Here is a 22,346-nt window from a genome sequence, read left to right as displayed (position 1 = left end):
CGTGGATTTTACCTACACCGAAGATCAGCTCGAGTTCCGTAAAGCTTTGCGCCACTTCGTCGACAAGGAGATCGTCCCTGTCGCGAACGAGTGGGAGAAGAGCGGCCGCTATCCCACCGAGATCGTCGACCACATGAAGGCCATGGGTCTGTTCGGCATCACCACACCCGAAGAGTACGGCGGCATCGACCTCGACAAGGTGTCGTTCACGCTCGTGTACGAAGAGTTGGCGCGGGGCTGGATGGGCATTGCAGGAATCGTCGGTAGCCACAACCTGTCGTGCTGGATGATCAACAAGCACGGCACCGACGAGCAGAAGCAGAACCTGTTGTTCAAGTTGGCAACCGGTGAATGGCGTACCGGCGTCGGCCTGACCGAACCCGGCGCCGGAACCGACCTGCAGGGCATCAAGACCACCGCCAAGCGCGACGGCGACCATTACATCGTCAACGGCGCGAAGACGTGGATCACCAACGCTCGCCACGCGAACGTACTGCCCGTGCTCGTGAAGACCGATCCGACCGCGACTCCCCCGCACAAGGGCATGAGCCTGCTGCTGATCGACACGAGCACCGACGGCTTCGAAGTGCAGCGCGACATGGGCAAGCTCGGCTACAAGGGCACCGAGTCCTGCGAGATCCTGCTCGACAACGTCCGCGTTCCGGTCGACGCTCTGCTCGGCGGTGTCGAAGGCCGCGGTCTGCAGCAAGCACTCTCGGGACTCGAGATCGGACGCCTGAACATCGCCGGCCGAAGCGTCGGAATCGCACAGGCGGCCTACGACGCGGCGTTGCAGTACGCCCGCGAGCGCACCGCATTCGGTCAGCCCATCGCCGACTTCCAGGCCATCCAGCTGAAGATCGCGGACATCGCCACCCAACTGCAGGCCGCACGCTTGATGACGTACTGGGCTGCGTCGCAGGCCGATTCGGGCAAGCGTGTCGACATGGAAGCCGGCATGGCGAAGTACTTCGCGTCGGAGACTGCGATCACCGCAAGCCTCGAAGCAATGCGTATTCACGGCGGCTACGGCTACTCGACGGAGTTCGTCGTCGAACGTCTGTACCGTGACGCACCGCTGATGGCCATCGGTGAGGGCACCAACGACATCATGCGGACGGTCATCGCGAAGTCCCTCGTCGCAGGTAGTGGAGTCATCGGGTGAGCGGTGCGCTGACCTACCTCTACGTACCGGGCACCATGCCCGAACGGTTCGACAAGGCGCTCGCGTCGGGGGCCGACGCCGTCGTACTCGATCTCGAGGACGCGGTTGCGTTGGCCGACAAGGAGACTGCGCGACGCACCGTCGCGGAGTGGATGGCGCAGTGCATGCCTGGCGACGTCGAGGTCTGGGTTCGCGTCAATCCCGGCGATCTGGACGATGTTCGGGCCGTCGCCGGTCCCCGATTGACCGGGGTGTGGTTGCCGAAGGTCGGGTCGGCGGCGGAGGTCGCGCGGGTGGCCGAGGTGCTCGACGAGGTGTGCCCTGAGGCGGCCATCTCGGCCATGATCGAAACCGCAGGTGGAGTCTTCGAGGCGTTGGCCATTGCCAGGGCGCCGCGCATCAAGTTCCTGCAGATCGGCGAGGTGGATCTGGCGGCCGACCTGGGTGTGGACGGTTCGCACGATTCGTTGCTGTTCGCGCGTAGTCAGGTCGTCGCGGCCTCCGTCGCGGCCGGCATCGAACCGCCACTGGCTGCGGTGTCGCGGAACTTCCGTGACCTGGACGAGTTCGAATCCGACACCCGGAAACTCGCCGGGCTCGGATTCGTCGGGCGGGCCTGCATCCATCCGGCGCAGGTGGCGGCGTCACGAAAGGTTTTCGTGCCGACGGTCGACGAGGTTCAGGATGCGTACGCCGTTCTGGAAGCGCTTGCGACAACGGGTGTCGCCGTCGACTCCCGCGGCTTCCTGATCGACGAGGCAGTTGCGCGCCAGGCGCGGCGGGTGGTCGCGCTCCACGCCCCGTGAGTGGGAATGTATAGCGGGCTATACATTCCCACGCACGGCCTGCATCACCGACTCGGTCCCGCAGGCTCCTGGCTCAGTCGTGCACCGACCTGTCCGGCTCACCGCGGAACCGGGAGATCTGGCCGTCGATACGCAGCTTCTTCCACAGATACCTGGCGGTCCGGTTGGTCATTCCGATGTCGTCGACGAGCATGCGAACGTCACCGAAGTACGACTGCAACTGCTCGCTGCCGACCGGTCCGTCCCAGTACGCTTCCTTCACGACGGCGCGCGGAATACCCAAGTCGGACGCCAGCTTTCGCGGCGGCGCCATGATGACGCCGGCGAGCCAGCGCATGATGATCGGCGTCGACACCGCGACGAGCCACTTGTTGAACCGCCCGAGGTTCGGGTAGTGCTGGCGCAGGAAGTGATGCGCGAAAGAGATGTGCCGCGCCTCTTCCGCGATGTGAATCTCCATGGTGCGCAGCATCGCCGGTGGGACGTCCGCACCCTGGCGGATCACCGACTTCTGCCAGTGATCGATCGGCTCCTCCCCCGCCAGGATGCCGATGAAGAACACGACGGGGAACGCTGCGCCCAGCATTCCCATCGTGGGCGACGCGAGTCGGAAATCGGTACGCATGCCGGGCACATCGGCGCCGGAGCGATTCACCAACTCCTGGAACATCTGAATGTGGTTGCACTCCTCGGTGATTTCGTGGAGGCAGTACCGAAACTCGAGTGAGTTGTTCGGCATCTTCATGATGAACTGCATCATTCCGCGGATCAGGATGCTCTCGAACGCAGACCCGACCTTCACCGAGTTGATCTGAATGTGGTGTCCGACTTCGATCTGCCGATCGATCGACAGATTCCGATACCACGACGTCCCGCCGAGCGGGTGATACTCCGGCAGCACCCACCGCGGGTCGTCCGACGTCATCTGGAACTCGTCGCTGTCCCAGTCGATGTCCAGATACGGATCGAAGTTGCGACGCACCGACCCCTCGGACAGTACGTCGAGCATTTCTCGGTAGGTCTCGACCGGCAGTCGAGTCGTGCGTCCCGTCTGGCGGGTAACCGTAACCATGAGCTGTGCACCTCATCCCGATTGCGCGTTTGCCGTGCTCACGGGCCTAGGACCCGAAAACAAGCACCATTGCTGGTAACTGAGGTTACACACACATTGTTGCCGAGGGAAGAGGTCGGGCGGCTTCGCCACCCGTGCGTGGTCGGTTGGCCCAGGGGCCAACCAACCACGCACGGGTGCGTCTGCGCACTACCCGGTGACGCCGGTCAGCTCGTTGGGTGTGTGATCGAGCTGTCCGGTCACGGCGACGGTGCCGGTGGCGAGGTCGACGGCGTGGATCTCGTTCGTCGCGGGCTCGGAGACGTACGCGGTGCCGTCCTGGACGAACAGCGCCGGACGCGGCTCCTGCCACTTCATCGGCTCTTCCCAGGCATCGACGACGGGGATGGTCTTCGTAACCGCCTTGGTGTCGACGTCGATGACGTGCAGCGCGCCGTCGGTTCCGAGAACGATGGCCTCGCCCGCCGGTCCACGTCCGAGCGAGCGGAAGGTGTAGCTGGTGCCGAGGTCGACGAGGGTGAGTTCGCCGGAGACGGTGTCGGTGAGCGAGACGCGGGTCGGGCGCTCGAGTTCGGCGTCGGGGTCGACCTTGTAGTCACCGAGCAGGACCGGCGAGTCTTCGTCGCCCGCCTGGTTTCCGATGCGTCCGTAGGCGTCGGGGCTCTGGACCTTCGTGATCGCGCCGTCGCGGTAGATCAGCAGACCGTCCTCGCAGCCGACGACGACCGTCTCGTTCGCCGCCACTGCCTCACCGTGGACACCGGGGCACTCTTCGTTGCGGACGATTTCCTTGCGGTCGGCGTCGAGCACGACGATCCCGGTGCGCTCGTCCTCGTTGCCGATCGTCGTCAGCAGCGAACCGTCCGAAAGCTCCACGGCGACACCGTGATGCGCCTCGGGCGTCGTGTAGCGCTCCGAGTCCGGCTTGGAGCCTTCGAGCAGCGCCGCAGACTCGAAAACGTCGACGTTGCCGGTGCCGTCGTCGAACAGCACGGTCTTGCCGTCGTGACGGACGACGTGACCCGGCGTGGTGGCGTCGAACTTCACGTCGGTGAGCGCCGGAGTCGACGTGTAGTACTCCGAGCCCTCGGTCCACGTTCCCGCGTCGAGAGCGGTGAAAGCGCCCGAGCCACTGACGAACACGTGTCGTCCGTCGCCTGCGGGGTTGAGCCGGGTGAAGCCGTCGATGCCGGAGATGTCCTCGACGGTCTCGAGCGTCTTCGCGTCGAGGATCAGGACGCCACCGTCGTAGCTGGTGGCGATGCGAGGCGTTGCCGCCGAGTTCGATTGCGCTGCGGCAGTGGTCGTTTCAGTGGGGGAATCGGAGGTCGATTCCGACGAGCACGCGGCCAACAGGGCCGCCGAGGTACCCAGCGCCACAGCTGCGCCGAGCGTACGAGATGAGCGAATTGTCATGGCATCAGAAGTACAGGGCTTCGTAAACGCATGTCAAAGGGTGTAGTGCGTACAAATGCATGTGTTGCAACGGAATTGGCGCTGCGCGCCCCGTGCGCGCGAATGTACAGCGGGCTGTACATTCGCGCGCACGGGCACGTCAGCGCCCCAACCCCTCCGCAATCGCTGCGGAATTGAAATCCATCATCTCCAGATAGGTAGGCGCTTCGGAATTCTCGTCACCGAGGGATTCTGTGAACAGCTTCACGACGCCGATCTCGATCCCCGCTTCCGACGCCATCACCTGCGCCAATCGGTCGGGCTGCGACGAATCGACGAAGATGGTCCGCACACCGGCGTCCCGTACCGTCCCCGCCAGCTCCGACAGGTCCGACGCACTCGGCGACGCCAATGTCGTGCCGCTCGGAATGACCGCACCGATCACCTCGAATCCGTAGCGATCCGCGAGATACCCGAACACGTGATGATTGGTCACCAACTTTCGACTGTCCGGCGCAATGGCGTCGAACCTCTCGGCCATCCGTGCGTCGAGTTCGACGAGCTTCGCATCGTAATCCGCCGCTGCCGCATCGACATTCACGCCGTCGACGTTGGCGTTCACTGCGTCACGAATCAACGTCACGACGCTGCGCATGCGCTCGGGGTCGGTCCAGATGTGCGGATCCTCGGCACCGGTCGACTGGCCCGTCACGTACTGGATGGGATCCGCAGCTGGTCCCGCCTCGACGACCTCGATGCCTTCCGAGCGCGCCGCATCGATGGTCTTGGCGACGCCTTCCTCCAGGCCGAGTCCGTTCACGATCATCAAGTCCGCAGATTCGACGCGTGCCGCCTCGGCGGCGGAGATCTCGAACGAGTGCGGATCCGAGTTCGGCGGCATCAGCACCATGACGTCGGCCTGGTCCCCGACGATATTCGACGTGATATCGCCCAGAATGTTCGTGGTCACCACGATCGTCGGTTTGCCCGACGCCCCGGCATCGGAACAGCCCGCGAGAACAGCCAGCAGCGGAAGTGCCAGCAGCATCAGCTTTTTCATGCGCCGACGACTCCGATCGAACCGGGCGAGTACTCGAAGTCGAACGTGCGCGCGACGCGTCCGCCGTCACGGTAGTCGATCTCGACGACAGCGTTCGCAGCCGGATCCGACACGTACGCACGGGTTCCGGCGACGACGATCGCCGGCGAGTCGTCCTCGCCGACGGGCCCCGCCAGCACCGGCGTCGACGACAGTTCCGCCCCGGTCACCGCATCGAACGTCCGGAAAGTGCCGTCGGTCTGCAGCGACAGCACCGTCTTGCCATCGCTCGACATGCCCGACGCCACAGCCTCGTCCGCGGTCCGAGCCTCGACCCACTGTCCCGAGCGGGTGTCGAGAACGAGGACGCCCGTCGCCGTCGGTGCGGCGACGAGCGCTCCACGCGATCCATGTTTCACCGACCAGGCACGCTCGGCGTTCTGCGGGTACGGGAACTTGGTCGTCGCGAAGTCGGCCGTCGCGTCGACCTTCAGAATGCCGTCCTCACATGCGACGACGAAGTAGTTCGAGAACACCGCCTCGCCGTGCATCTCGGGGCACGTGCCCTCGAGCGCTCTCACGAGTTCGCCCGAGCCGTCACGCAATTCGAGGCCGTTCGGCAACTCTTCCTCGGTTCCGCCCGTCGACACGACGAAGTGATCCGACAGCGGGACAGCGATGCCGTGATGCGGCGCGCTCTCGATGGTCGTCGCGACTGTGGACTCGCCCTTGCTCAGGGAGTCGAAGTCGATGACGTCCGCCGTGCCCGAGCCGTCGAAGAACACCGACACCTTCCGATCGCCGGCGATGACGTGGGCAGGTTCGTCCCCGTCCAGGGTGCCGATCTTGACGGGATCCTTGATGTACGAGTGCGAGTGGTCGCCGTGCTCGATCGTCCACGATCCCGGATCGAGCACCGACGCCTTCGTCTCGTCCGTCGCGACGACGTAACGTCCGTTGATCGTCGTGATGCGCGACGCGTCCTCGACGTCGAACGAATGCAGCGATTCCTCCGTCGCGAGGTCGAGCACATCGATGCGACCGGAGTCGGCGTCGGCTACCACGAGTCGCGGCTCGGCCCCCTCGACCTCGGTCGACCCGGCTTCCGCAGCCAGGTCGCTACCGGCTCGCACGGTTCCGGTCTCCTCGGCAACCGGCTCGGTCGGCTCTTCACTACTGCACCCAGCAACCGTCAGCGCCACGACGCCGACAGCCAGAACTAATTTCCGCACAGAATCTCCAGACAGATATGACAACGATTGTCATTACGGTAAACCATGCGGGTGTCCCGGTTCGACCGAGGGCGACCTTCGCTCACTCAGAGTGACCGAATGCGTCCCTCGCTCAGCTCGGCCGGCGGCCGGGTTCGGACCGAGGGCGACCTTCGCTCACTCAGAGTGACCGAATGCGTCCCTCGCTCAGCCCGCGCCCACGTACTAGCGAAGGCGCCCCTCAGTCACTCAGAGTGACCGTCTGTGACATTCGGTCACCACCCGACATCCGGTCACCACCCGACGCCCGCTCACCACCCGAGCCCCGCGCACCAACTACCGCCCGCACCCCCGCGACCAGGAAGAACTGCAACACGGCCAACCCTGCGATCGTGGCGCCCGCGGCGGTGTTGGCGTGCCACGACACGAGGAGCCCCACGACCACAGCCGACCATCCGAACAACGTGGCCAGCATCATCGACGGCACGATCGACCGCCCGAACAAGTACGCCGTCGCCGACGGTGCCACCAACAGCCCGAAGACCAGCAACGTCCCGACGATCCGGAACGACGCCACCACTGCCAGCACCACCAACGCCAGCAGCACCACATGCGCCAACCGCGGTCGGAATCCGAACGTCTGGGCCTTCCGCTCGTCGAACACCAGCGCCACGAACGGCCGGTAGGCGACGACCGACACCACCAGCGCAACCAGAGCCGCAACCGCGAGAAACACGAGGTCCGCGTATGTCGCCGACAGCACATCACCGAACAGGAACGACGTCAGGTCCACCGCGAACGACCGTGCACGAGACACGATCACGACCCCGAGCGCGAGCATGCCGACGAACAGCAACCCGATGCCCGTGTCCTCCGACAGCCGCGAGTGTCGCGACACCCACGCCACTCCTCCGATCATGACGACGGCACTCACTGCCGCGCCGACCAGCAGGTTCGCACTCATCAGGTACGCGATCGCGACGCCCGGCAGCATGCCGTGCGATACCGCGTCGCTGAGAAAAGCCATGCCGCGCAACACGACCCAGGTTCCCACCAACGCACACAAGATCGATACGAGCATGCCTGCCCACAGGGCGCGCTGCACGAACGAGACAGCGAAGGGGTCGAGTAGCCAATCCACATCCAGCACCATATGCGACAATGGTTGTCATGAACGAATCGGTGACCGTCCGCAACCTGTCCGTCCGGTACGGCAACACCACCGCGCTGCACGACGTCACCGCATCGTTCGGGCCCGGCACGGTCACCGCACTCGTCGGGCACAACGGATCCGGCAAATCGACGCTGCTGCAATCACTTGCGGGGATCGTCACGCCCTCACACGGCACCGTCGACACTCACCGATGTTCCGTCGCCTACGTCCCCCAACGCTCCGACGTGAACGACCGCATGGCCATCACCGTCGGCGAGGTGGTTGCCATGGGCACTTGGCCGCGACGCGGCATCCTCGGACGGGCCACGAAGCAAGATCGACAAGCAGTCGACGACGCCATCGCGCGCCTGAAGTTGACCGAACTCCGGTCACGCCGGTTGTCGACGCTCTCCGGTGGCCAACGTCAACGAGCGCTCCTCGCGCAGGCACTCGTCGAACGAGGTGATCTCGTCCTGCTCGACGAACCCACCACCGGTCTCGACGCCGAGGCCCGCGACATCATCGACGGCGTCGTCGACGACGAGGCGGCCAGGGGCGCCGTCGTCGTCATGGCAACGCATGACCTCGACGACGCCCAACGGGCGCACACCACCATCACGCTCGGGCGCGGGGAGGTTCTTTCGGTGCACGCTCCAGAGCACGAGCCTCGACGGTCTCGATCGCTGCAACGAGTGCCTCGACAGTAACCTCGGCGATCGTGTTGCGGATGTGGGGAGCAGACATGGCGGCGACTGCGAGTTCGCGAATCTCGTCGGGCGTTGCGTCGTGCATCCCCATGTCGGCCAACGACGTCGGCAACTGCACTGCCGACAACAAGTCCGTCACTTCACCGACCACGTCGTCGTGGTGACGCTCCAGCGCGAGCTGTACGAGTAGTCCGTAGGCGACGTGATACCCGTGTAGCACCGACCGAGTTCCCCTACCTGCCATGAGCCCCCTGGTCATGCAGTGCGCTATCGACAGCCCCCCGTTCTCGTACCCGATCCCGGACAGCAACACGACCGCCTCGACCACCGATTCGACAGCAGGGGTGAGTTCGTCGTTCTCGACAGCTTTCACGGCGTCGACCGCATGTGTCGCGAGCATGTCGTAACAGCCGGCCGTGACGATGCTTCCGATGTCCAGCGGCCGGGTTCCCTGCATCGTGTTTCCGGTCCCGAGTCTGCACGCGTCGGCCTCGAACTTCTTCGCCACGGCGTCGCCGATGCCGGATATCAGGAACTGGACGGGAGCACGTGCGATCAGCGCGGTATCGACCACCACGCAACTCGGATTGAACTCCAGGTTGCCGACTTCGCACAGCACATGACTCTCGTTGTATATCGCCAAGATCCGCGCGGTCGGCCCGTCGTTGGAAGCGATGGTCGGGCAGGTGACCATTTCCGCGCCCAGATCGATGGCGATCCCCTTGGCAAGATCCAGCGCCTTGCCCCCACCGATCCCCACCACCACGTCACGCCGCCGATCTCTCACCAGGGCAGCATGTTCGGCGATGTTCGGCCGCGTCACATCACCGGAACACGTCAACACCTCGTAGTCCGTGCCACTTTCCTCGAACGACCCCGTCACGACCGAACCGAGCGTCGCAAGCACGAATTCATCGACGACGACCAATGGACGACGCCCGTGCTCGGCGACGAAACTCGCCAAGTCACGAATGACATCCGGTCCCTGAATGTACCGACGGGGCGCGCCGAACTGGCGGTAGTCGACTGTCATGCGAATGCCCAGTTACCCGTCACCACGGCGTCGGTGATCGCATCCTGGTCGAGACCGAAGACCTTCTCGTTGTAGGCCTGAGACCCGCAGGGATGAAATCGGTCGTGCAGACCGATACGCGTGACGGGAACAGCAATACCGCGATCATGCACCACTTCGATCACCGCAGTCCCCAATCCGCCTGCGCGCAATCCGTTCTCGACCACCACCACGCGTCCGACCGACGAGGCGATGTCGACGATCGCCTGCTCGTCCAACGGCTTGATCGTCGGAACGTGTAGAACCGCGGCCGACACACCGAGATCTCGGGCGGTATCCGACGCCTTCATCGCTCGTTCCGTCATGAACCCGGTGCTGATGACTGCGACATCCGTTCCTTCGCGAACCCGCCGCGCCTTGCCGACGACGAACTCGAAATCGGACTCATCGAACACCACGGGCACCTTGCCGCGCAGATTTCGGATGTAGAAGGTGCCAGGAGTTGCTGCCGCCGCACGCACTGCGTGTCGCAATTCGACGGCGTCGCACGGGTCGATCACCGTGAGGTCGGGGACGCTGCGCATCACGACCAGGTCCTCCAGCGACTGGTGCGTCGCGCCGTACGGGTTCACCAATCCTGGTGATCCCGCGACGATTTTGACGTTCGCCTTGCTGTGCGCGCACGCGATCGCGATGAAGTCCAGCGCACGTCTCGACAGGAACGCCGCGTAGGTGGCACAGAACGCTGTCTTTCCTACCTTCGCCAGTCCGGCAGCCATCATGACTGCACTCTGTTCGGCGACACCGGCATTGAAATAACGCTCGGGGTACGCCTTCATGAACGGGACGATGTCGGAGTACTTCGACATGTCGGCGCTGAGTCCGACGATCGACTGATTCGTCTTTGCCAGTTCGACGAGCTCGTTACCGAACGGCGCTGTCTCGTAGGGCCCTTGTACCTCAGCGATTTCACCCATACCTCCGGCACGGTTCAGCAGATCAGGCATGATTGTTCTCCAACTCTTCGATGAGCGACGCCCATTCACCTGGTTCGACGCGTACGAAGTGCGCGCGTTCTCTGGCGACCAATGTCGGCACGCCGTGCCCGGGGGTGGTGCGCGCGATGATCACTTTCGGACGGTCGGTGACGCTGTCGAGACAATCGAAGGCCGTGCACAATGCATCGACATCGTTGCCGTCGACTTCCTCGACCGCCCAACCGAACGACGCCCACTTGTCAGCGACCGGTTCCATGTCGAGCACCATCGGCCCGTCCGCCTGTATGCCGTTGCAGTCGACCACCGCGGTGAGGTTCGCGCACCGAAAGCTCGCAGCCGACATCGCAGCCTCCCACGTCGACCCTTCCTGCAGCTCCCCGTCGGACAGTTCGACGATCACTTTCGAATCCCGGCCGTCGAGCCTGAGCCCCAGGGCCATCCCGACGCCTTGGCCGAGACCATGCCCCAACGAACCACCGGTGATCTCGACACCCGGTGTTTCGTCGAATGTGCTCATCGGCAGGTCACTGCCGTTGAGCCCGTAGGTCGCGATGTCGTCGTCGTCGAGAATTCCGAGTTCCGCCAACACTGCGTAGAGCGCGACGGAGTAGTGCCCGGTCGACAGCACGAAACGGTCGCGGTCCACCCATTCGGGATCGGCCGCGTCGAACCGCAACTGCCGGAAGTAGACGACCGCAAGTACATCTGCGATTCCCAACCCCTGAGCGATGTATCCCTCGCCCTTGTCCGCCGCCATATGCATCATTCGACGCCTCAGCGCAAAACTACTGTCGCGCAATTGTTCCAGCGCAACAGCCGTCGTGAGAACTGTCATGTCACGCAACCTCGTCCTTGTAGCTGTTGTCACTGTGGAATGTTCCGTCGATGGTGATGCCACCATCCACTTCGAGTACGACACCGGTCACGAAAGACGCATCGGCGGACACCAGGAAGGAAATTGCCGACGCCACCTCCTCGGGCCGTCCGAAGCGCATCAACGGCGTTCGCATCAGAATCCGGTCGCGGTCGAGCGTGCCGCTTGCAATGCCCGACTGCATCATGCCGGTGTCCATGTATCCGGGAGCGACGGCGTTGACACGAATGCCCCGTCTCCCCCACTCCGCAGCCAAGGTCCGTGTCATTCCGACCACCCCGGTCTTCGCGGTGCTGTACGCCAACCGATGCGGCAATCCGAAGGTCGACCCCACCGACGCCAGGTTGACGATCGCAGGCGCCGAGGATCCGAGCAGTCTCGGGAATGCCGCCCTGCTGCACCGCATGGCACCACCGAGGTGAACGGACAGCTCGCGTTCCCAGCGATCGGACTCGGTGTCCTCTGCGTGGGATCTCGAAATGATGCCCGCATTGTTGACCAGTACATCCAGGCCGCCGCCGACCGAATCGACCACGGCAAAACAGTCCCGCACCGAGGAATCGTCGGTCACGTCGATCGCCACCGCTGTAGCGGTTATACCCTCGGCCGTGAGCTTCTCGACGGACTCGTCGGCGCGGCCTCGAACGATATCGGCGACGATCACGTGAAAACCGTCTTCTCCCAGCCTTTTCGCGGTCGAGAGTCCGAGTCCCTGCGCACCTCCTGTGATCAGTGCGGTGCGCATCATCGAGCCTGCCCTTCGAGCGGCTTGCCGATCTGGGCCTCTGCTTCGAGTGCGACGGCGTCACCCTCGTCGAACGGCTCCCACATGATGGCTCGGCAGATGACGACACCGATCAGTGGGACGATCGCGAAGATCGTGATGGTCGTGGACAATCCGTACGCGTCGACCATGTTCGGGAACGCGTAGAGACCGACGATTCCGCCGAGACTCTGTGACACGGTGGCGATTTGGCCACCGCGACCACGAAGATCACTCGGATAGGCCATGGCCGCCATGGTCAATCCCGATACACCCGGTCCGGCAGAGTGGAAGAAGATGAACATCGCCGGCACCAGGAACATCAACGCGGTGGGCAGAGAATCGAAGAAGACGCCGAGCACCAGGATCATGGCCGCGACTGCCAGGAAGCCGTACATTGCTGCGCCGTGCGCGCCGAGCTTACGTGCCACCCAGATGGATGCGATGCCGCCGATGATGCCGAAGATGTTGAACACCAACGACCCGAAGATCGCTTCTCCGAATCCGCCCCCGAAGAGCGTCAACGCGATGACCGGCAAGTAGTAGGCAACGGCGTAGTACTGCAGCGCCTGCATCGCGGTGACGCCGTTGGCCAGAATCGTCCGTCGACGATAGGTCTTGCTGAACAGATCGGACCACTTGCCGGTGTCCGTGCGCTGTTCGTCCGCTGCGAGTACTCCCGACGACGGAAACACCGGTTGAATCTCGTAGACCTGGTTCAGGGATTTCTCGAGTCGACCGAGGTCGTTCTTCTCCGCGAGCCAGCGTGGACTCTCGGGCATGAAGAAGATCTGGCCGACGGTGACGATGATCGCGAACACTGCCGCGGCTGCGAGCGACCAGCGCCAGATGTTCAGACCCAGGTCGAAGTTGTAGAGCCCGAGTACGACCAGCAATGCGAAAGAACTGGAGATGTACCACTGGGCCTGCCAGAAGTTCAGGAGGTGGCGTCGCAGCTTCGGAAGGAACTCGGCCAGGTACGCCATCGCCACGCCGAGGTCGATGCCGTACGCGGCGCCGGCCAGGCATCGGCCGAGGACGAGTATCAGGAAGTCCGGCGCGGTGGCCATGATGGCGAGCGCTATGACGGCAACGATCTTGGCCACCACCATCAACTTGACGCGACCGAAACGGTCCGCAAGAAAGCCGCAGGTCAATGCGGCGATGAGAGTAGCGATGTACCCGTAGGAGCTGACCAGGCCCACTTCGTTCGCACTGAGACCGAGCTGTTCGGTCATCGGGCTCGTACCGGCGCTGAGGACCGCGAGATAGAAGGCCTCGAACGCGATGCCACCCAAGCCGAGAAGCAGCAGCAGTTTGTGGCGACGCGTTCGGATGTCTTCGAGGTCGATCAGATCGTTGATGTCCCGAACCGAATTGATCGTCAGAGATCGCATATCGGATTCCGTTCTGTCACAACCTCATCGGTTGTGTCCGATTAGTGGAGAGGAAGGGAGGAGGTGAGAATGCCCAAAGCGTCGAGAGGTGTCTCGAGCGAGAGGTCGGGCGCGTGCGGAGACAGAAGTTCCGCGCCGTAGTATCCGTAGTTCGCGCCCGCAGTGCGCACGCCGGCGGCTCTTCCGGCGAGAATGTCCTGCGGGCCGTCACCGACGTACCAGGATCCGGCGATATCGATGTGCGATCGTTCGATACCGATTCGGATCGGCGTGGGGTCGGGCTTGCGTTGGACCGAATCATCCGCTGTGACAATGCAACTGAGCAAAGCCGGGTCGATGCCCACCCATTCGAGATCGAGGAGCAATCGCTTCCGCGACTTGTTGGTCACTATACCGAATTTCGTTCCGTTGGAGGCCAATTCGGAGATCAGGTCGAAAGTTCCGTCGTAAGGCCGAACGTGCTTGTACGCGCCGCCGACGTAGTGACGTCCGTACGCGTCGACCAGCTCCGCAGCGTCGCCGTCCGACCACGTTGCGAACACTTCGATGGGCCGTGGTGCCATGAGAACGTGAACGTCCTCGAGCTCGGCGGGTAGAGGTACGCCCAGTTCTTCCTCGAAGGTCTGGCGATACGCCGCGAGAATTGCACCGCCGGAGTCGACCAACGTGCCGTCGAAGTCGAACAGAATTCCGCTGTCGTTCGACATCAGCTGGCCCGGACCGGCTCGAACGCGAAGAACTGCGCCGGGTTGACGACGAACAATTGATGAATCAGCTTGTCGTTCATGCGCGCCTGGACTCGGCGGGTCAATCCCGCGAAACCCGGTGTGCCCCCGTAGCTCGGTTGATAGCTGGGGCGTCCGAGGTCGCCGGACACCATGACCTTCGTGAATCCGTCGTCGAAAAGCCGTTCCACGAACGAAATTCGGATGTCGTCGGACGGGTATTTCGGTTTGGTCCAGTGATCGAAGCCGATCCACACACCGGTCGACGCCAGTTCGCGCACGTAGTCGTAATCGAGGTTGCGGTCGACGTGCCCGATCAGGACGCGATCAGGATCGACACCGTGTTCTTCGAAACCTGCGACCTGGACGGTGCCGAGCTTGCCTGCCTGGCAATGCGTCGAAATCGGGGCTCCCGTCGCGAGATGAGCTCGCGAGACCGCCCTCTGGACCTTTTTCTCGTCGTCGCGAATGCGGTCCGTTCGGCACGTTCCGTACTTGATGACGCCGGCGCGAAGATCGGTGCCGTCGACGCCGACGGTGACGTCGTCGATGAACCGCTGCGCCACATCGTCGACACTGTCGGCCTCGACCGAATCGGGATAGTAGACGCCCTTCTGGTAACCCGACGCCGACACCACGTGTACGTCGCTGCGGGATGCCGCGGCGAGCAGCTTGGCCGCGTTCCGACCATAGTCGGCAGTGGTCATCTCGATCAGCGCGCCGCCACCGACCGCCTCGAAGTCACCGAGCTCGGACACGGCGTTGTCCACGTTGTCCAACACCATGTCCGAGTCCTCGTTCGTCGCCCACGCAGGGGGTTTCGTGAACAAGTGTTCGTGACACAGCGTGACGCCGAGTTCTGCGGGATCGATATCTCCCAGAACGGTTCTGACGATCATTGGTTCTCCTTGTGGGAATGTGAGAAAGCGAACTGCCGAGCCCATGCAGGTGCCAGCGGCTGCAGCAGTGCGCGGTAGGTGGCGAACATGTCGTCGTACGTGCTCGCCGTAGTCGGATCGGGGTCGTAGACAGCCCCGTCGCGGACAAGTGTTGTCGTGGCGTGGGTCAAGTCGCGATAGTGGTCGACGGCGACGCCTGCGAGCATCGCGGCGCCGAGAGCGCCGGATTCGGCGACGTCGGGGACGACCATCTGCTTCTGCATGACGTCGGCGATGACTTGGCACCAGGCCGCACTGCGGGCGCCGCCGCCGGTCAGACGAATCTCCGTGATGTCCGTGGGCATTGCTTCGTAGCAGTCGCGAATGGCGAGTGCCGTGCCTTCGAGCACCGCTCGGATCAGCTGGTCGCTGGTGGTCTCGGGACCGAATCCCACGAAACTCCCCCGCGCCTGGACGTTCACGAACGGCGCCGTCGCACCTGCCGTGTTGAGGTACGGGTGAAAAATCACGCCGCCGTTGCCCGGGTGCGTTGCGGCTGCCGCCTGCTCGACGACGGACCCGAATGTTGTTGTTCCGTTCCGTATGTCGGAGGAGAGGTCACCGCAGAAGGTCTGCACGACCCAGTCGAGGCACAGAGTCCCACCGCCGGAGTTGGTGATCTGTCGCTGCCACCGGCCGTCCGGCATGAGAAAGCTGAACCCGATTCCGGGAGGGTCGAACAGCGGCTCCGCGCAGGACGTGCCGTTCATCAGACTGGTGCCGAGTGTCGTCGTCGCCTGTCCGTCGCCCTGTGCGCCGATTCCGATCATGTTCGCGGTCGCATCCCCACATCCCGCGGCGACGGCCGTTCCGACCGGGAGGCCTGTCAGCGCAGCCGCGTCGGCCGTTACTCGACCCAGCACGGCGGCACTGGGTCGAACGGGCGCGACGAAGCGCACGGCCTCGGGAATACCGAATGCGTCGAAGATGATGTCCGACGTCGTGCGGCGCGCGAGGTCACAGGGCCAGAAGGACAAGTCGGATTCCTCGGTGGAGATCACCCCGGTGAGACGGTAGTTGATGTAGTCCTTCGCCATGAACACGGTGGAGATGCGTGCGTAGCGTTCCGGGTCGTGCTCCTTCATCCACGCAAGCAGCGGGTACGGCATGCCGGGGATCATCGCGTTGCCGCCCAGGGCGTAGAGCACGCCCTCGGCGTCGCGGCCGATGACATCGTCGAGCACGTCCGTTGCGCGCGCATCCGGCCAACAGATGGCGTTACCGACCGCAGTACCCTCGTCGTCCAACGCCCACAACCCACCCATGTGCCCGGTGACACCGACACCGAGGTACTGGGTGTCCCGAGGTAGCCGTCCCACGACGTCTGCGATCGTTGCCGCCGTTGTCTGCCATGTCTTTTCACATTCTTCTTCGTGACGGTCACTCCCCGCTCGAACAGACGGTGTCGGACACCCGGATTCGGCGAGTAGTTCACCGGAGAACGCGTCGACCGCAATCGTCTTGATCGAACTGGTCCCCTTGTCGACTCCGATGAGCACCGTGGGTGCGGACAGCTCACCCACGACACACCACCTGAGCAACATCGCCCAGAGCGGGACGCATGGAATCCACGAAGGGCCGCCTGTCCCCGGATTCGAGAAAGCGAACGACGGACCCGGCAGTCACGTGCTCGCAGTGCACTGTGAACGTCGCGATCCCCAAGCGCGTCACCTCGGCGATCACGGCGTGGCAGCACGCTTCCCACACCGCTCCCAGTACCTCGTCGATCGTCGTCTTGTACGACGCCCCGACGAGAATGCCGAGCGCAGTCGCGTCCGGAACCCGGTAGGAAAGCGGGGACGTTCCACGAAGATGGTCCGCGACCAGGCTGCGAATCCTTGCATCGTCGTAGCTCGACGGCGCGAAACGCCGCACGACGGAATCGAACTCCGCGAGACCGGTGCCCGCGATGGACTCGACGATCGATCCATCTCGGACACAGTCGAACTGGGCAGCCTCGCCCACAGTGATGTGCCATCCGTCGACCCGTTCGATCATGGAATCCGGTACCTGCGAAACGGCTGTCATGTTGCTCCTCGGTGAGCGTCGCCCACAGGAGTGGGCGGAAGACCTTGCATGTTGTCCGGAATCCGGATAGCCTGTCCGGAATCCGTGAGAACGGTCTCACAGGGCCGTCGAAGTGTCAACGGTCACACCGAGGAAGTCCGATGCCTGCTATCCCCGAGCTCGAGATCGATCCGAAGAATCACATTGCGTCGGTCGTCAAAGCGACCCGCATTCTCGAGGCGTTCGACCGCGAATCCCCCGAACTCTCCATCAACGAACTGGTGAAACGGTGCGGCTACACGCGCACGACGACGCATCGGGTACTCGCGACACTCGAGCTCACCGGCTGGCTCGAACGAACGTCGACGGGCGACTACAAGATGACACTGCGCGTCTTCGAACTCGCGTCCAGTGTTCTCGGCAGCTTCGACCTCCGCACCGAAGCCAGTCATGTGATGTCCGATCTGGCAGCGCGCTTCGACGAGAACGTGTACCTCGTCGTACCGGACGGCACGAGAGCGGTCTGCCTGGACCTCATCGAAAGCAGTCGTCCCGTACGCGTCATGTCGCTGTCCGTCGGCAGATCTCTCCCGCTGTTCATCGGCGGCGCGCCCGTGGCGTTGCTCGCCGAACTCGAGGACACGTTGCTGCCGCGACTGCTCTCATCGGGACCACTCACGACGCCGCTGGGACAGGACGTCGACGAACCGACGCTCCGCCGGATCCTCGCCGACACCCGTGCCCGCGGCTACGCGATCAGCCTCGAGGACGTCACCCCGGGGGTCGCGGCTCTGGGCGCCTGCATCTTCGACCGCGCGCGGCGACCGGTCGCTGCGTTGAGTTTCGGAGGGTTCCTCTCCAACTTCGAGCAGCCCCGCAGGACGGAGTTGGCCGAAGCATTGGTCGACGGCGCCCTGACCATCTCTCGGCGACTCGGATTTCAAGACCGCGCGTGAGGTGGCGTTCTAGCGCACCGCCACCCGCAACGACTCGTCCGGCTCCGACACCACTGCCGGAGGTCTTCCCGACAGCAGATCCAGCGCAACCTTGGGGCGCGCCAGCAACTCTCGCGCGTAGTTGCGCCATTCCGGCAGCCATCCGCATTCGCAGCCTGCGGTGACTCCGTCGGCGTCGATTCCCACGTCGCGACACAGCGCGACGGCCCGCGACACGTGCAACGGCTGGCTGACGACCAAAGCCTTGGTGACGCCGAACGTCGTCGCGGCCCGGACACACGAGTCGTACGTGTCGATTCCGTAGTCGTCGCTCACGATGATGTCGCGATCGATCCCGGCGTCGACCAGATACTCGGTCATGGCGTCGATTTCGTTGCCCGACAGTCCGTCTCGATTCCCGCTGACCAGAATTGCCTTGGCTTTGCCGGACTCCACCAACGCGATCGCCGCATCGAGTCGCCCGGACAGGAATCCGCCCGGCTTGCCGCCGTGCACCACGGCGCCGAGCACTATGACCACCGGAGCTTCCGCCGCGTCGGCCACATCGTGCACACGTCCGGATGCCGCATGCGCGACCCACGCCGTCGACGCAGCGATGACGGCAACGGCAAGCGCAACCAGTACGCCTACGACCTGAACTAGCCTGCGCCGAAACTTTCTCACCCACGCGAGAATACCGTCAGACCGGTTCGGGCTCCGTCGTCGACAACGCCAGCGCCGACTCGATGGCCGCGACGTCATCCACCCGTGTCACCGTTGCGATGTACCCGTCGGGTCGAATGACGACGATGCCGCCGTGCTCCTGCAGACCGTATCGCTCGGCGATCTCGTCGTCCCACACTGCTACTGCCGTCGTACCGGGTATCGAAATCGGTTGCGTATCAGCCTGCACGACGAGCAGAACATGGTCCGACGGCCGTGCTCGTCGCGTCTTCACGAGGTACGGCCACAACTCGGTCCCCACCACTGCGGGCGCGGCCTCCCCCGCCTTCACTCGCGCATGCAGGCCCTTCCGAACGATCGGGCTGTGCACGTACGAAATCGAGTACTCCTCCATCTCGTTGGCGATGCGCCGCTGCGCGAATCGCTCGCCTCCGACGACGTGAACGAGCCGATTGCGCACGCCCCGTGCAACTTTCGACGTCATCGTGGCGCCACGTGTGATCAGCGTCGTCTCGCCGATGACGTGCGCAGCGACGGGGTGGCGTTCGTCGTGGTAGCTGTCGAGCAGCGCCTCCGACGCCGTATCCATCACTGCCGCAGCAAGTTTCCACCCGAGGTTGAACGCGTCCTGCATGCCTGTGTTCATCCCCTGCCCGCCGGCCGAACTATGCACGTGTGCCGCATCGCCGGCGAGGAACACCCGGCCGGTTCGATAACGCGGAACTTGCGCGTGATGAATCTCGAACGTCGTCAGCCAACGCGGTGACCGGAGCTGGGCGCCGAGACCACGCTCGTCGCACACCTGTTGCAGCCACTCCATCGTCGCCTCACGGTTTCGATCCGCGGCGTCGATTTCGGCAATTACCCGAACACGATCACCCACCATTGGGAAGATGAGCGCCGGACCACCACCCGACGACGCGAACATGTGCATCGCCCGTCGATCCAGGTCGTAGGTCGCGTCGACGTCACCCATCAGGAACCGCTCGCCCTTGAACGAGCCTTCCAGCTTCTGGCCGAGATGATGCCGAACGGTGCTCGACGCCCCGTCCGTCCCCACCAGGTAGCGACACGTGATGCTGCCGGTCGATGTGAACGCCTGCACCGACGCGCCGTCCTGCGTGAAGTCGATCAGCTCGACTCCCCGCTCGATCTCGACGCCCAGCTCCCGAAGCCGGGCGGTGAGAATGCGTTCGGTTTCGGTCTGCGCCGTCGTCACCGAGAAGGGATACGGACTGTCGACGGTATCGAGCGGGACGTCGGCCAGCATTTTCCCGTCGGCGTGGAAGTGCAACGCAGTGGTCCGGCGGCCGGAATCGACGATCGCGTCGACGACGCCCATCGCATCCATCATTTCCAGGCTGCGCGCATGGACGACCACCGCTCGCGATTCGTCGGTCGGTTCGGTGCGGCGATCGATGATCCTGGTCGCGACCCCTCGGCGCGCCAACTCGACCGCCAGCACCAAACCCACCGGCCCTGCCCCCACCACCAGGACATCTGTATCGAACGACGTCATGTGCAGCATCGTGTCCGACGCCGTGGCCTCCCGCCGCCGGTCGGCCACAATTCACCCTGTGGTGGTCGACAAAATCACCCTTTGCCGCTCTCTGAGGGCCGAAACCGCCGCCGCGTTCGTTCGTTTCCGTAGTGTGCACCCTGTGATGCGCACCACATCGAGCACCGGAGGAACGGGACGTACATGAAGAGCACGATGCAGGACACCCCTCTGTCGATCGGCCAGCTGGTCCGCTTCGGGACGTCGATCCACGCCGACGCCCGAATCACCACATGGGGTGACGACGGCCCCAGTACCGTCACTTTCGCCCAATTGGGCCGACGCGCAGCGCAACTCGCGCACGGCCTACGTTCCATCGGAATCGACGACGACCAACGCGTCGCCACGTTCATGTGGAATAACGCGGCACACATGGAGGCCTACATGGCCGTGCCCGCGATGGGGGCGGTGTTGCACACCCTCAACATCCGACTGTTCCCCGAACAGCTCGTCTACATCGCCGAGCACGCCGAAGACCGCGTGATCATCGCCGACGCCAGCCTGCTCCCCCTCCTGACGCCGTTGCTCCCGAAGATGCCGACCGTCCGGCATCTGGTCGTCGTCGGCGCCGATCCGGCGGACGTGCAGGCGCCGTCTCACATCGAGGTGCTGAACTACGAGGCCCTGCTCGACGGCAAGCCCGAGGAATTCGACTGGCCCGAGCTCGACGAACGATCCGCTGCCGCAATGTGTTATACGTCCGGCACCACCGGCGATCCGAAGGGCGTCGTGTATTCGCATCGCTCGATCTGGTTGCACTCGATGCAGGCATGCATGTCGGACAGCATGGGCCTCGCGCAGTCCGACACGGTCCTCGCGATCGTGCCGATGTTCCACGCTATGTCGTGGGGTCTGCCCTACGCGGCGCTGATGGTCGGTGCGTCGATCATCATGCCCGACAAGTACCTGCAGCCCGCGCCCCTCGCTCAGATGATCGAAACGCTCCGTCCGACGGCGGCAGCTGCGGTCCCGACCATCTGGCAGGCCCTGTATGCGCATCTCGCCGAGCACCCGGTAGACCTGTCGTGTCTGCGCGACGTGTTGGTCGGCGGAAGTGCTTGCCCGCCGTCGCTGATGCGGGCGTTCCACGAGGAGTACGGCGTACACATCACACAGGCGTGGGGCATGACCGAGACCTCGCCGGTCGGTACGTCGGGCAGGCCCGACGCAGGGCTGTCCCCGGAGGAAGAGTTCGACTTGCGCTGCACACAAGGACGATTCATCGCTGCTGTCCGGGCGAGAATCGTCGACGATGCAGGCACCGAGCTGCCCTGGGACGGAACGAGCGTCGGTGAACTCGAAGTTCGTGGGCCGTGGATCACGGGCAGCTACTACCGCAACGACGCGTCGGACAAGTTCGACGACGGGTGGCTGCGCACAGGTGACGTCGGCACCATCTCGTCACGCGGCTACCTGACGCTGACCGACCGCGCCAAGGACATCATCAAGTCCGGCGGCGAGTGGATCTCGTCGGTCGAGTTGGAGAACCACGTCATGGAACATCCCGACGTACGTGAGGCTGCGGTCATCGGTGTCCCCGACGCAAAGTGGGACGAGCGGCCGCTGGTTGCCGTCGTCGTGCGCGACGGTGCGAGCATCACTGCAGACGAGCTCAAGAAATTCCTCGACGGCCGCGTCGCGCACTGGCAGTTGCCGGAGCGGTGGACGTTCATCGAAGAGGTACCCAAGACAAGCGTCGGGAAGTACGACAAGAAGCGGCTGCGGAGCACGCACGCGGAAGGTGGGCTGACGGTCGTCGAAATCTAGCGCGGCTGCGCCGCCCGTGATGCTCCTATGAGTGTCAACTGCGGATTTTCTGTGTGAGTAGTTGGAACATTTCGCGGGCGACGGCTCGTTTGAGGCAGCGGATGATGTCGCGTTTGCTTTTGCCTTGGGCGAGTCGTTTG

Annotated in this window: 21 protein-coding genes; 5 read left to right on the top strand and 16 right to left on the bottom strand. The window is 64.0% G+C overall.

Annotated elements, in window-relative coordinates; all coding sequences use genetic code 11:
- Position 1 precedes the first annotated feature (1 nt).
- Together HQ354_RS23965 and HQ354_RS23960 are read left to right on the top strand one after the other, a co-directional pair.
- Positions 2-1,165 carry an acyl-CoA dehydrogenase family protein gene (locus tag HQ354_RS23965; protein WP_222635768.1) on the top strand — a complete coding sequence of 388 codons (1,164 nt, stop codon included), beginning with the start codon at positions 2-4 and terminating at the stop codon, positions 1,163-1,165.
- Positions 1,162-1,971, top strand: coding sequence for a CoA ester lyase (locus HQ354_RS23960; protein ID WP_222635767.1), 810 nt, complete (start codon positions 1,162-1,164; stop codon positions 1,969-1,971). The genes HQ354_RS23965 and HQ354_RS23960 overlap by 4 nt, the downstream gene beginning before the upstream one ends.
- A 73-nt stretch (positions 1,972-2,044) precedes the next feature.
- On the opposite strand, the gene HQ354_RS23955 is transcribed toward HQ354_RS23960, so the two are convergent.
- The 5 genes from HQ354_RS23955 to aztB all read right to left on the bottom strand — a co-directional run bounded on the left by HQ354_RS23955 (position 2,045) and on the right by aztB (position 7,829).
- Positions 2,045-3,043 carry a diiron oxygenase gene (locus HQ354_RS23955; RefSeq protein ID WP_206030540.1) on the bottom strand — a complete coding sequence of 333 codons (999 nt, stop codon included), beginning with the start codon at positions 3,041-3,043 and terminating at the stop codon, positions 2,045-2,047.
- Between the two features lie 189 nt (positions 3,044-3,232).
- Positions 3,233-4,459, bottom strand: coding sequence for a zinc metallochaperone AztD (gene aztD / locus HQ354_RS23950; protein ID WP_222635766.1), 1,227 nt, complete (start codon positions 4,457-4,459; stop codon positions 3,233-3,235).
- Positions 4,460-4,598: 139 nt separating this feature from the next.
- A complete protein-coding gene (gene aztC, locus HQ354_RS23945; protein WP_222635765.1) occupies positions 4,599-5,498 on the bottom strand; it encodes a zinc ABC transporter substrate-binding protein AztC in 900 nt (299 codons plus the stop codon).
- Positions 5,495-6,709, bottom strand: coding sequence for a hypothetical protein (locus HQ354_RS23940; protein ID WP_308115285.1), 1,215 nt, complete (start codon positions 6,707-6,709; stop codon positions 5,495-5,497). Before HQ354_RS23940 ends, aztC begins: the two co-directional genes overlap by 4 nt.
- A 220-nt stretch (positions 6,710-6,929) precedes the next feature.
- Positions 6,930-7,829 (bottom strand): zinc ABC transporter permease AztB, encoded by a 900-nt coding sequence (gene aztB / locus HQ354_RS23935; protein WP_308115284.1) that lies wholly within the window; start codon positions 7,827-7,829, stop codon positions 6,930-6,932.
- A 20-nt stretch (positions 7,830-7,849) separates the two neighbouring features.
- Between aztB and aztA the strand changes: the two genes are divergently transcribed.
- Complete coding sequence (gene aztA / locus HQ354_RS23930) at positions 7,850-8,548, top strand: zinc ABC transporter ATP-binding protein AztA (protein ID WP_222635764.1); 699 nt, start codon at positions 7,850-7,852, stop codon at positions 8,546-8,548.
- Here the strand turns inward: aztA and HQ354_RS23925 are convergent.
- From HQ354_RS23925 to HQ354_RS23885, 9 genes are read right to left on the bottom strand one after another with little or no spacing between them, the layout of a single operon-like run.
- Positions 8,457-9,581, bottom strand: coding sequence for a glycerol dehydrogenase (locus tag HQ354_RS23925; RefSeq protein ID WP_222635763.1), 1,125 nt, complete (start codon positions 9,579-9,581; stop codon positions 8,457-8,459). The two genes, aztA and HQ354_RS23925, sit on opposite strands and share 92 nt — an antisense overlap.
- On the bottom strand, positions 9,578-10,567 hold the full coding sequence (locus tag HQ354_RS23920) for a transketolase family protein (RefSeq protein WP_222635762.1): 990 nt from the start codon (positions 10,565-10,567) through the stop codon (positions 9,578-9,580). Before HQ354_RS23920 ends, HQ354_RS23925 begins: the two co-directional genes overlap by 4 nt.
- Complete coding sequence (locus HQ354_RS23915; protein WP_222635761.1) at positions 10,560-11,393, bottom strand: transketolase; 834 nt, start codon at positions 11,391-11,393, stop codon at positions 10,560-10,562. Before HQ354_RS23915 ends, HQ354_RS23920 begins: the two co-directional genes overlap by 8 nt.
- Before the next feature lies 1 nt (position 11,394).
- Entirely contained in the window at positions 11,395-12,180 is a 786-nt protein-coding gene (locus HQ354_RS23910; RefSeq protein ID WP_222635760.1) for an SDR family NAD(P)-dependent oxidoreductase, read from the bottom strand.
- Positions 12,177-13,592, bottom strand: coding sequence for an MFS transporter (locus HQ354_RS23905; RefSeq protein WP_114330701.1), 1,416 nt, complete (start codon positions 13,590-13,592; stop codon positions 12,177-12,179). Before HQ354_RS23905 ends, HQ354_RS23910 begins: the two co-directional genes overlap by 4 nt.
- 41 nt (positions 13,593-13,633) lie before the next feature.
- Positions 13,634-14,299 carry an HAD family hydrolase gene (locus HQ354_RS23900; RefSeq protein ID WP_068430492.1) on the bottom strand — a complete coding sequence of 222 codons (666 nt, stop codon included), beginning with the start codon at positions 14,297-14,299 and terminating at the stop codon, positions 13,634-13,636.
- Entirely contained in the window at positions 14,299-15,216 is a 918-nt protein-coding gene (locus HQ354_RS23895) for a phosphotriesterase (protein ID WP_167675444.1), read from the bottom strand. Before HQ354_RS23895 ends, HQ354_RS23900 begins: the two co-directional genes overlap by 1 nt.
- Positions 15,213-16,778 (bottom strand): FGGY-family carbohydrate kinase, encoded by a 1,566-nt coding sequence (locus HQ354_RS23890; protein WP_254303623.1) that lies wholly within the window; start codon positions 16,776-16,778, stop codon positions 15,213-15,215. The genes HQ354_RS23895 and HQ354_RS23890 overlap by 4 nt, the downstream gene beginning before the upstream one ends.
- Positions 16,771-17,283, bottom strand: coding sequence for a hypothetical protein (locus HQ354_RS23885; RefSeq protein ID WP_167675442.1), 513 nt, complete (start codon positions 17,281-17,283; stop codon positions 16,771-16,773). The genes HQ354_RS23890 and HQ354_RS23885 overlap by 8 nt, the downstream gene beginning before the upstream one ends.
- A 140-nt stretch (positions 17,284-17,423) precedes the next feature.
- Between HQ354_RS23885 and HQ354_RS23880 the strand changes: the two genes are divergently transcribed.
- Positions 17,424-18,218, top strand: a complete 795-nt coding sequence (locus tag HQ354_RS23880; RefSeq protein WP_068430482.1) for an IclR family transcriptional regulator — start codon at positions 17,424-17,426, stop codon at positions 18,216-18,218.
- 9 nt (positions 18,219-18,227) lie between these two features.
- Here HQ354_RS23880 and HQ354_RS23875 read toward each other — a convergent pair whose 3' ends face one another.
- On the bottom strand, positions 18,228-18,881 hold the full coding sequence (locus tag HQ354_RS23875) for an ElyC/SanA/YdcF family protein (RefSeq protein WP_308115283.1): 654 nt from the start codon (positions 18,879-18,881) through the stop codon (positions 18,228-18,230).
- A gap of 16 nt (positions 18,882-18,897) precedes the next feature.
- Entirely contained in the window at positions 18,898-20,400 is a 1,503-nt protein-coding gene (locus HQ354_RS23870; RefSeq protein ID WP_261769065.1) for an FAD-dependent monooxygenase, read from the bottom strand.
- Between the two features lie 183 nt (positions 20,401-20,583).
- On the opposite strand from HQ354_RS23870, the gene HQ354_RS23865 reads away from it, so the two are divergent.
- The gene (locus tag HQ354_RS23865) at positions 20,584-22,206 is read left to right on the top strand and encodes a long-chain fatty acid--CoA ligase (protein WP_222635758.1); all 1,623 of its coding nucleotides are present in this window, start codon (positions 20,584-20,586) and stop codon (positions 22,204-22,206) included.
- The last annotated feature ends 140 nt before the right edge of the window (positions 22,207-22,346 follow it).

This window comes from Rhodococcus sp. BP-261, from assembly GCF_019835205.1.
Classification (GTDB): Bacteria; Actinomycetota; Actinomycetes; order Mycobacteriales; family Mycobacteriaceae; genus Rhodococcoides; species Rhodococcoides kyotonensis_B.
The sequence above is the reverse complement of the archived record's forward strand: the minus strand, read 5'-3'. Positions and strand labels throughout refer to the sequence as shown.

Bases quoted from the DNA above. Each gene is read 5' to 3' on its own strand.
- HQ354_RS23955 (WP_206030540.1), bottom strand. From the start codon at position 3,043: ATGGTTACGGTTACCCGCCAGACGGGACGCACGACTCGACTGCCGGTC.
- aztD (WP_222635766.1), bottom strand. From the start codon at position 4,459: ATGACAATTCGCTCATCTCGTACGCTCGGCGCAGCTGTGGCGCTGGGT.
- aztC (WP_222635765.1), bottom strand. From the start codon at position 5,498: ATGAAAAAGCTGATGCTGCTGGCACTTCCGCTGCTGGCTGTTCTCGCG.
- aztA (WP_222635764.1), top strand. From the start codon at position 7,850: ATGGTTGTCATGAACGAATCGGTGACCGTCCGCAACCTGTCCGTCCGG.
- HQ354_RS23925 (WP_222635763.1), bottom strand. From the start codon at position 9,581: ATGACAGTCGACTACCGCCAGTTCGGCGCGCCCCGTCGGTACATTCAG.
- HQ354_RS23920 (WP_222635762.1), bottom strand. From the start codon at position 10,567: ATGCCTGATCTGCTGAACCGTGCCGGAGGTATGGGTGAAATCGCTGAG.
- HQ354_RS23915 (WP_222635761.1), bottom strand. From the start codon at position 11,393: ATGACAGTTCTCACGACGGCTGTTGCGCTGGAACAATTGCGCGACAGT.
- HQ354_RS23910 (WP_222635760.1), bottom strand. From the start codon at position 12,180: ATGATGCGCACCGCACTGATCACAGGAGGTGCGCAGGGACTCGGACTC.
- HQ354_RS23905 (WP_114330701.1), bottom strand. From the start codon at position 13,592: ATGCGATCTCTGACGATCAATTCGGTTCGGGACATCAACGATCTGATC.
- HQ354_RS23900 (WP_068430492.1), bottom strand. From the start codon at position 14,299: ATGTCGAACGACAGCGGAATTCTGTTCGACTTCGACGGCACGTTGGTC.
- HQ354_RS23895 (WP_167675444.1), bottom strand. From the start codon at position 15,216: ATGATCGTCAGAACCGTTCTGGGAGATATCGATCCCGCAGAACTCGGC.
- HQ354_RS23885 (WP_167675442.1), bottom strand. From the start codon at position 17,283: ATGACAGCCGTTTCGCAGGTACCGGATTCCATGATCGAACGGGTCGAC.
- HQ354_RS23880 (WP_068430482.1), top strand. From the start codon at position 17,424: ATGCCTGCTATCCCCGAGCTCGAGATCGATCCGAAGAATCACATTGCG.
- HQ354_RS23870 (WP_261769065.1), bottom strand. From the start codon at position 20,400: ATGACGTCGTTCGATACAGATGTCCTGGTGGTGGGGGCAGGGCCGGTG.
- HQ354_RS23865 (WP_222635758.1), top strand. From the start codon at position 20,584: ATGAAGAGCACGATGCAGGACACCCCTCTGTCGATCGGCCAGCTGGTC.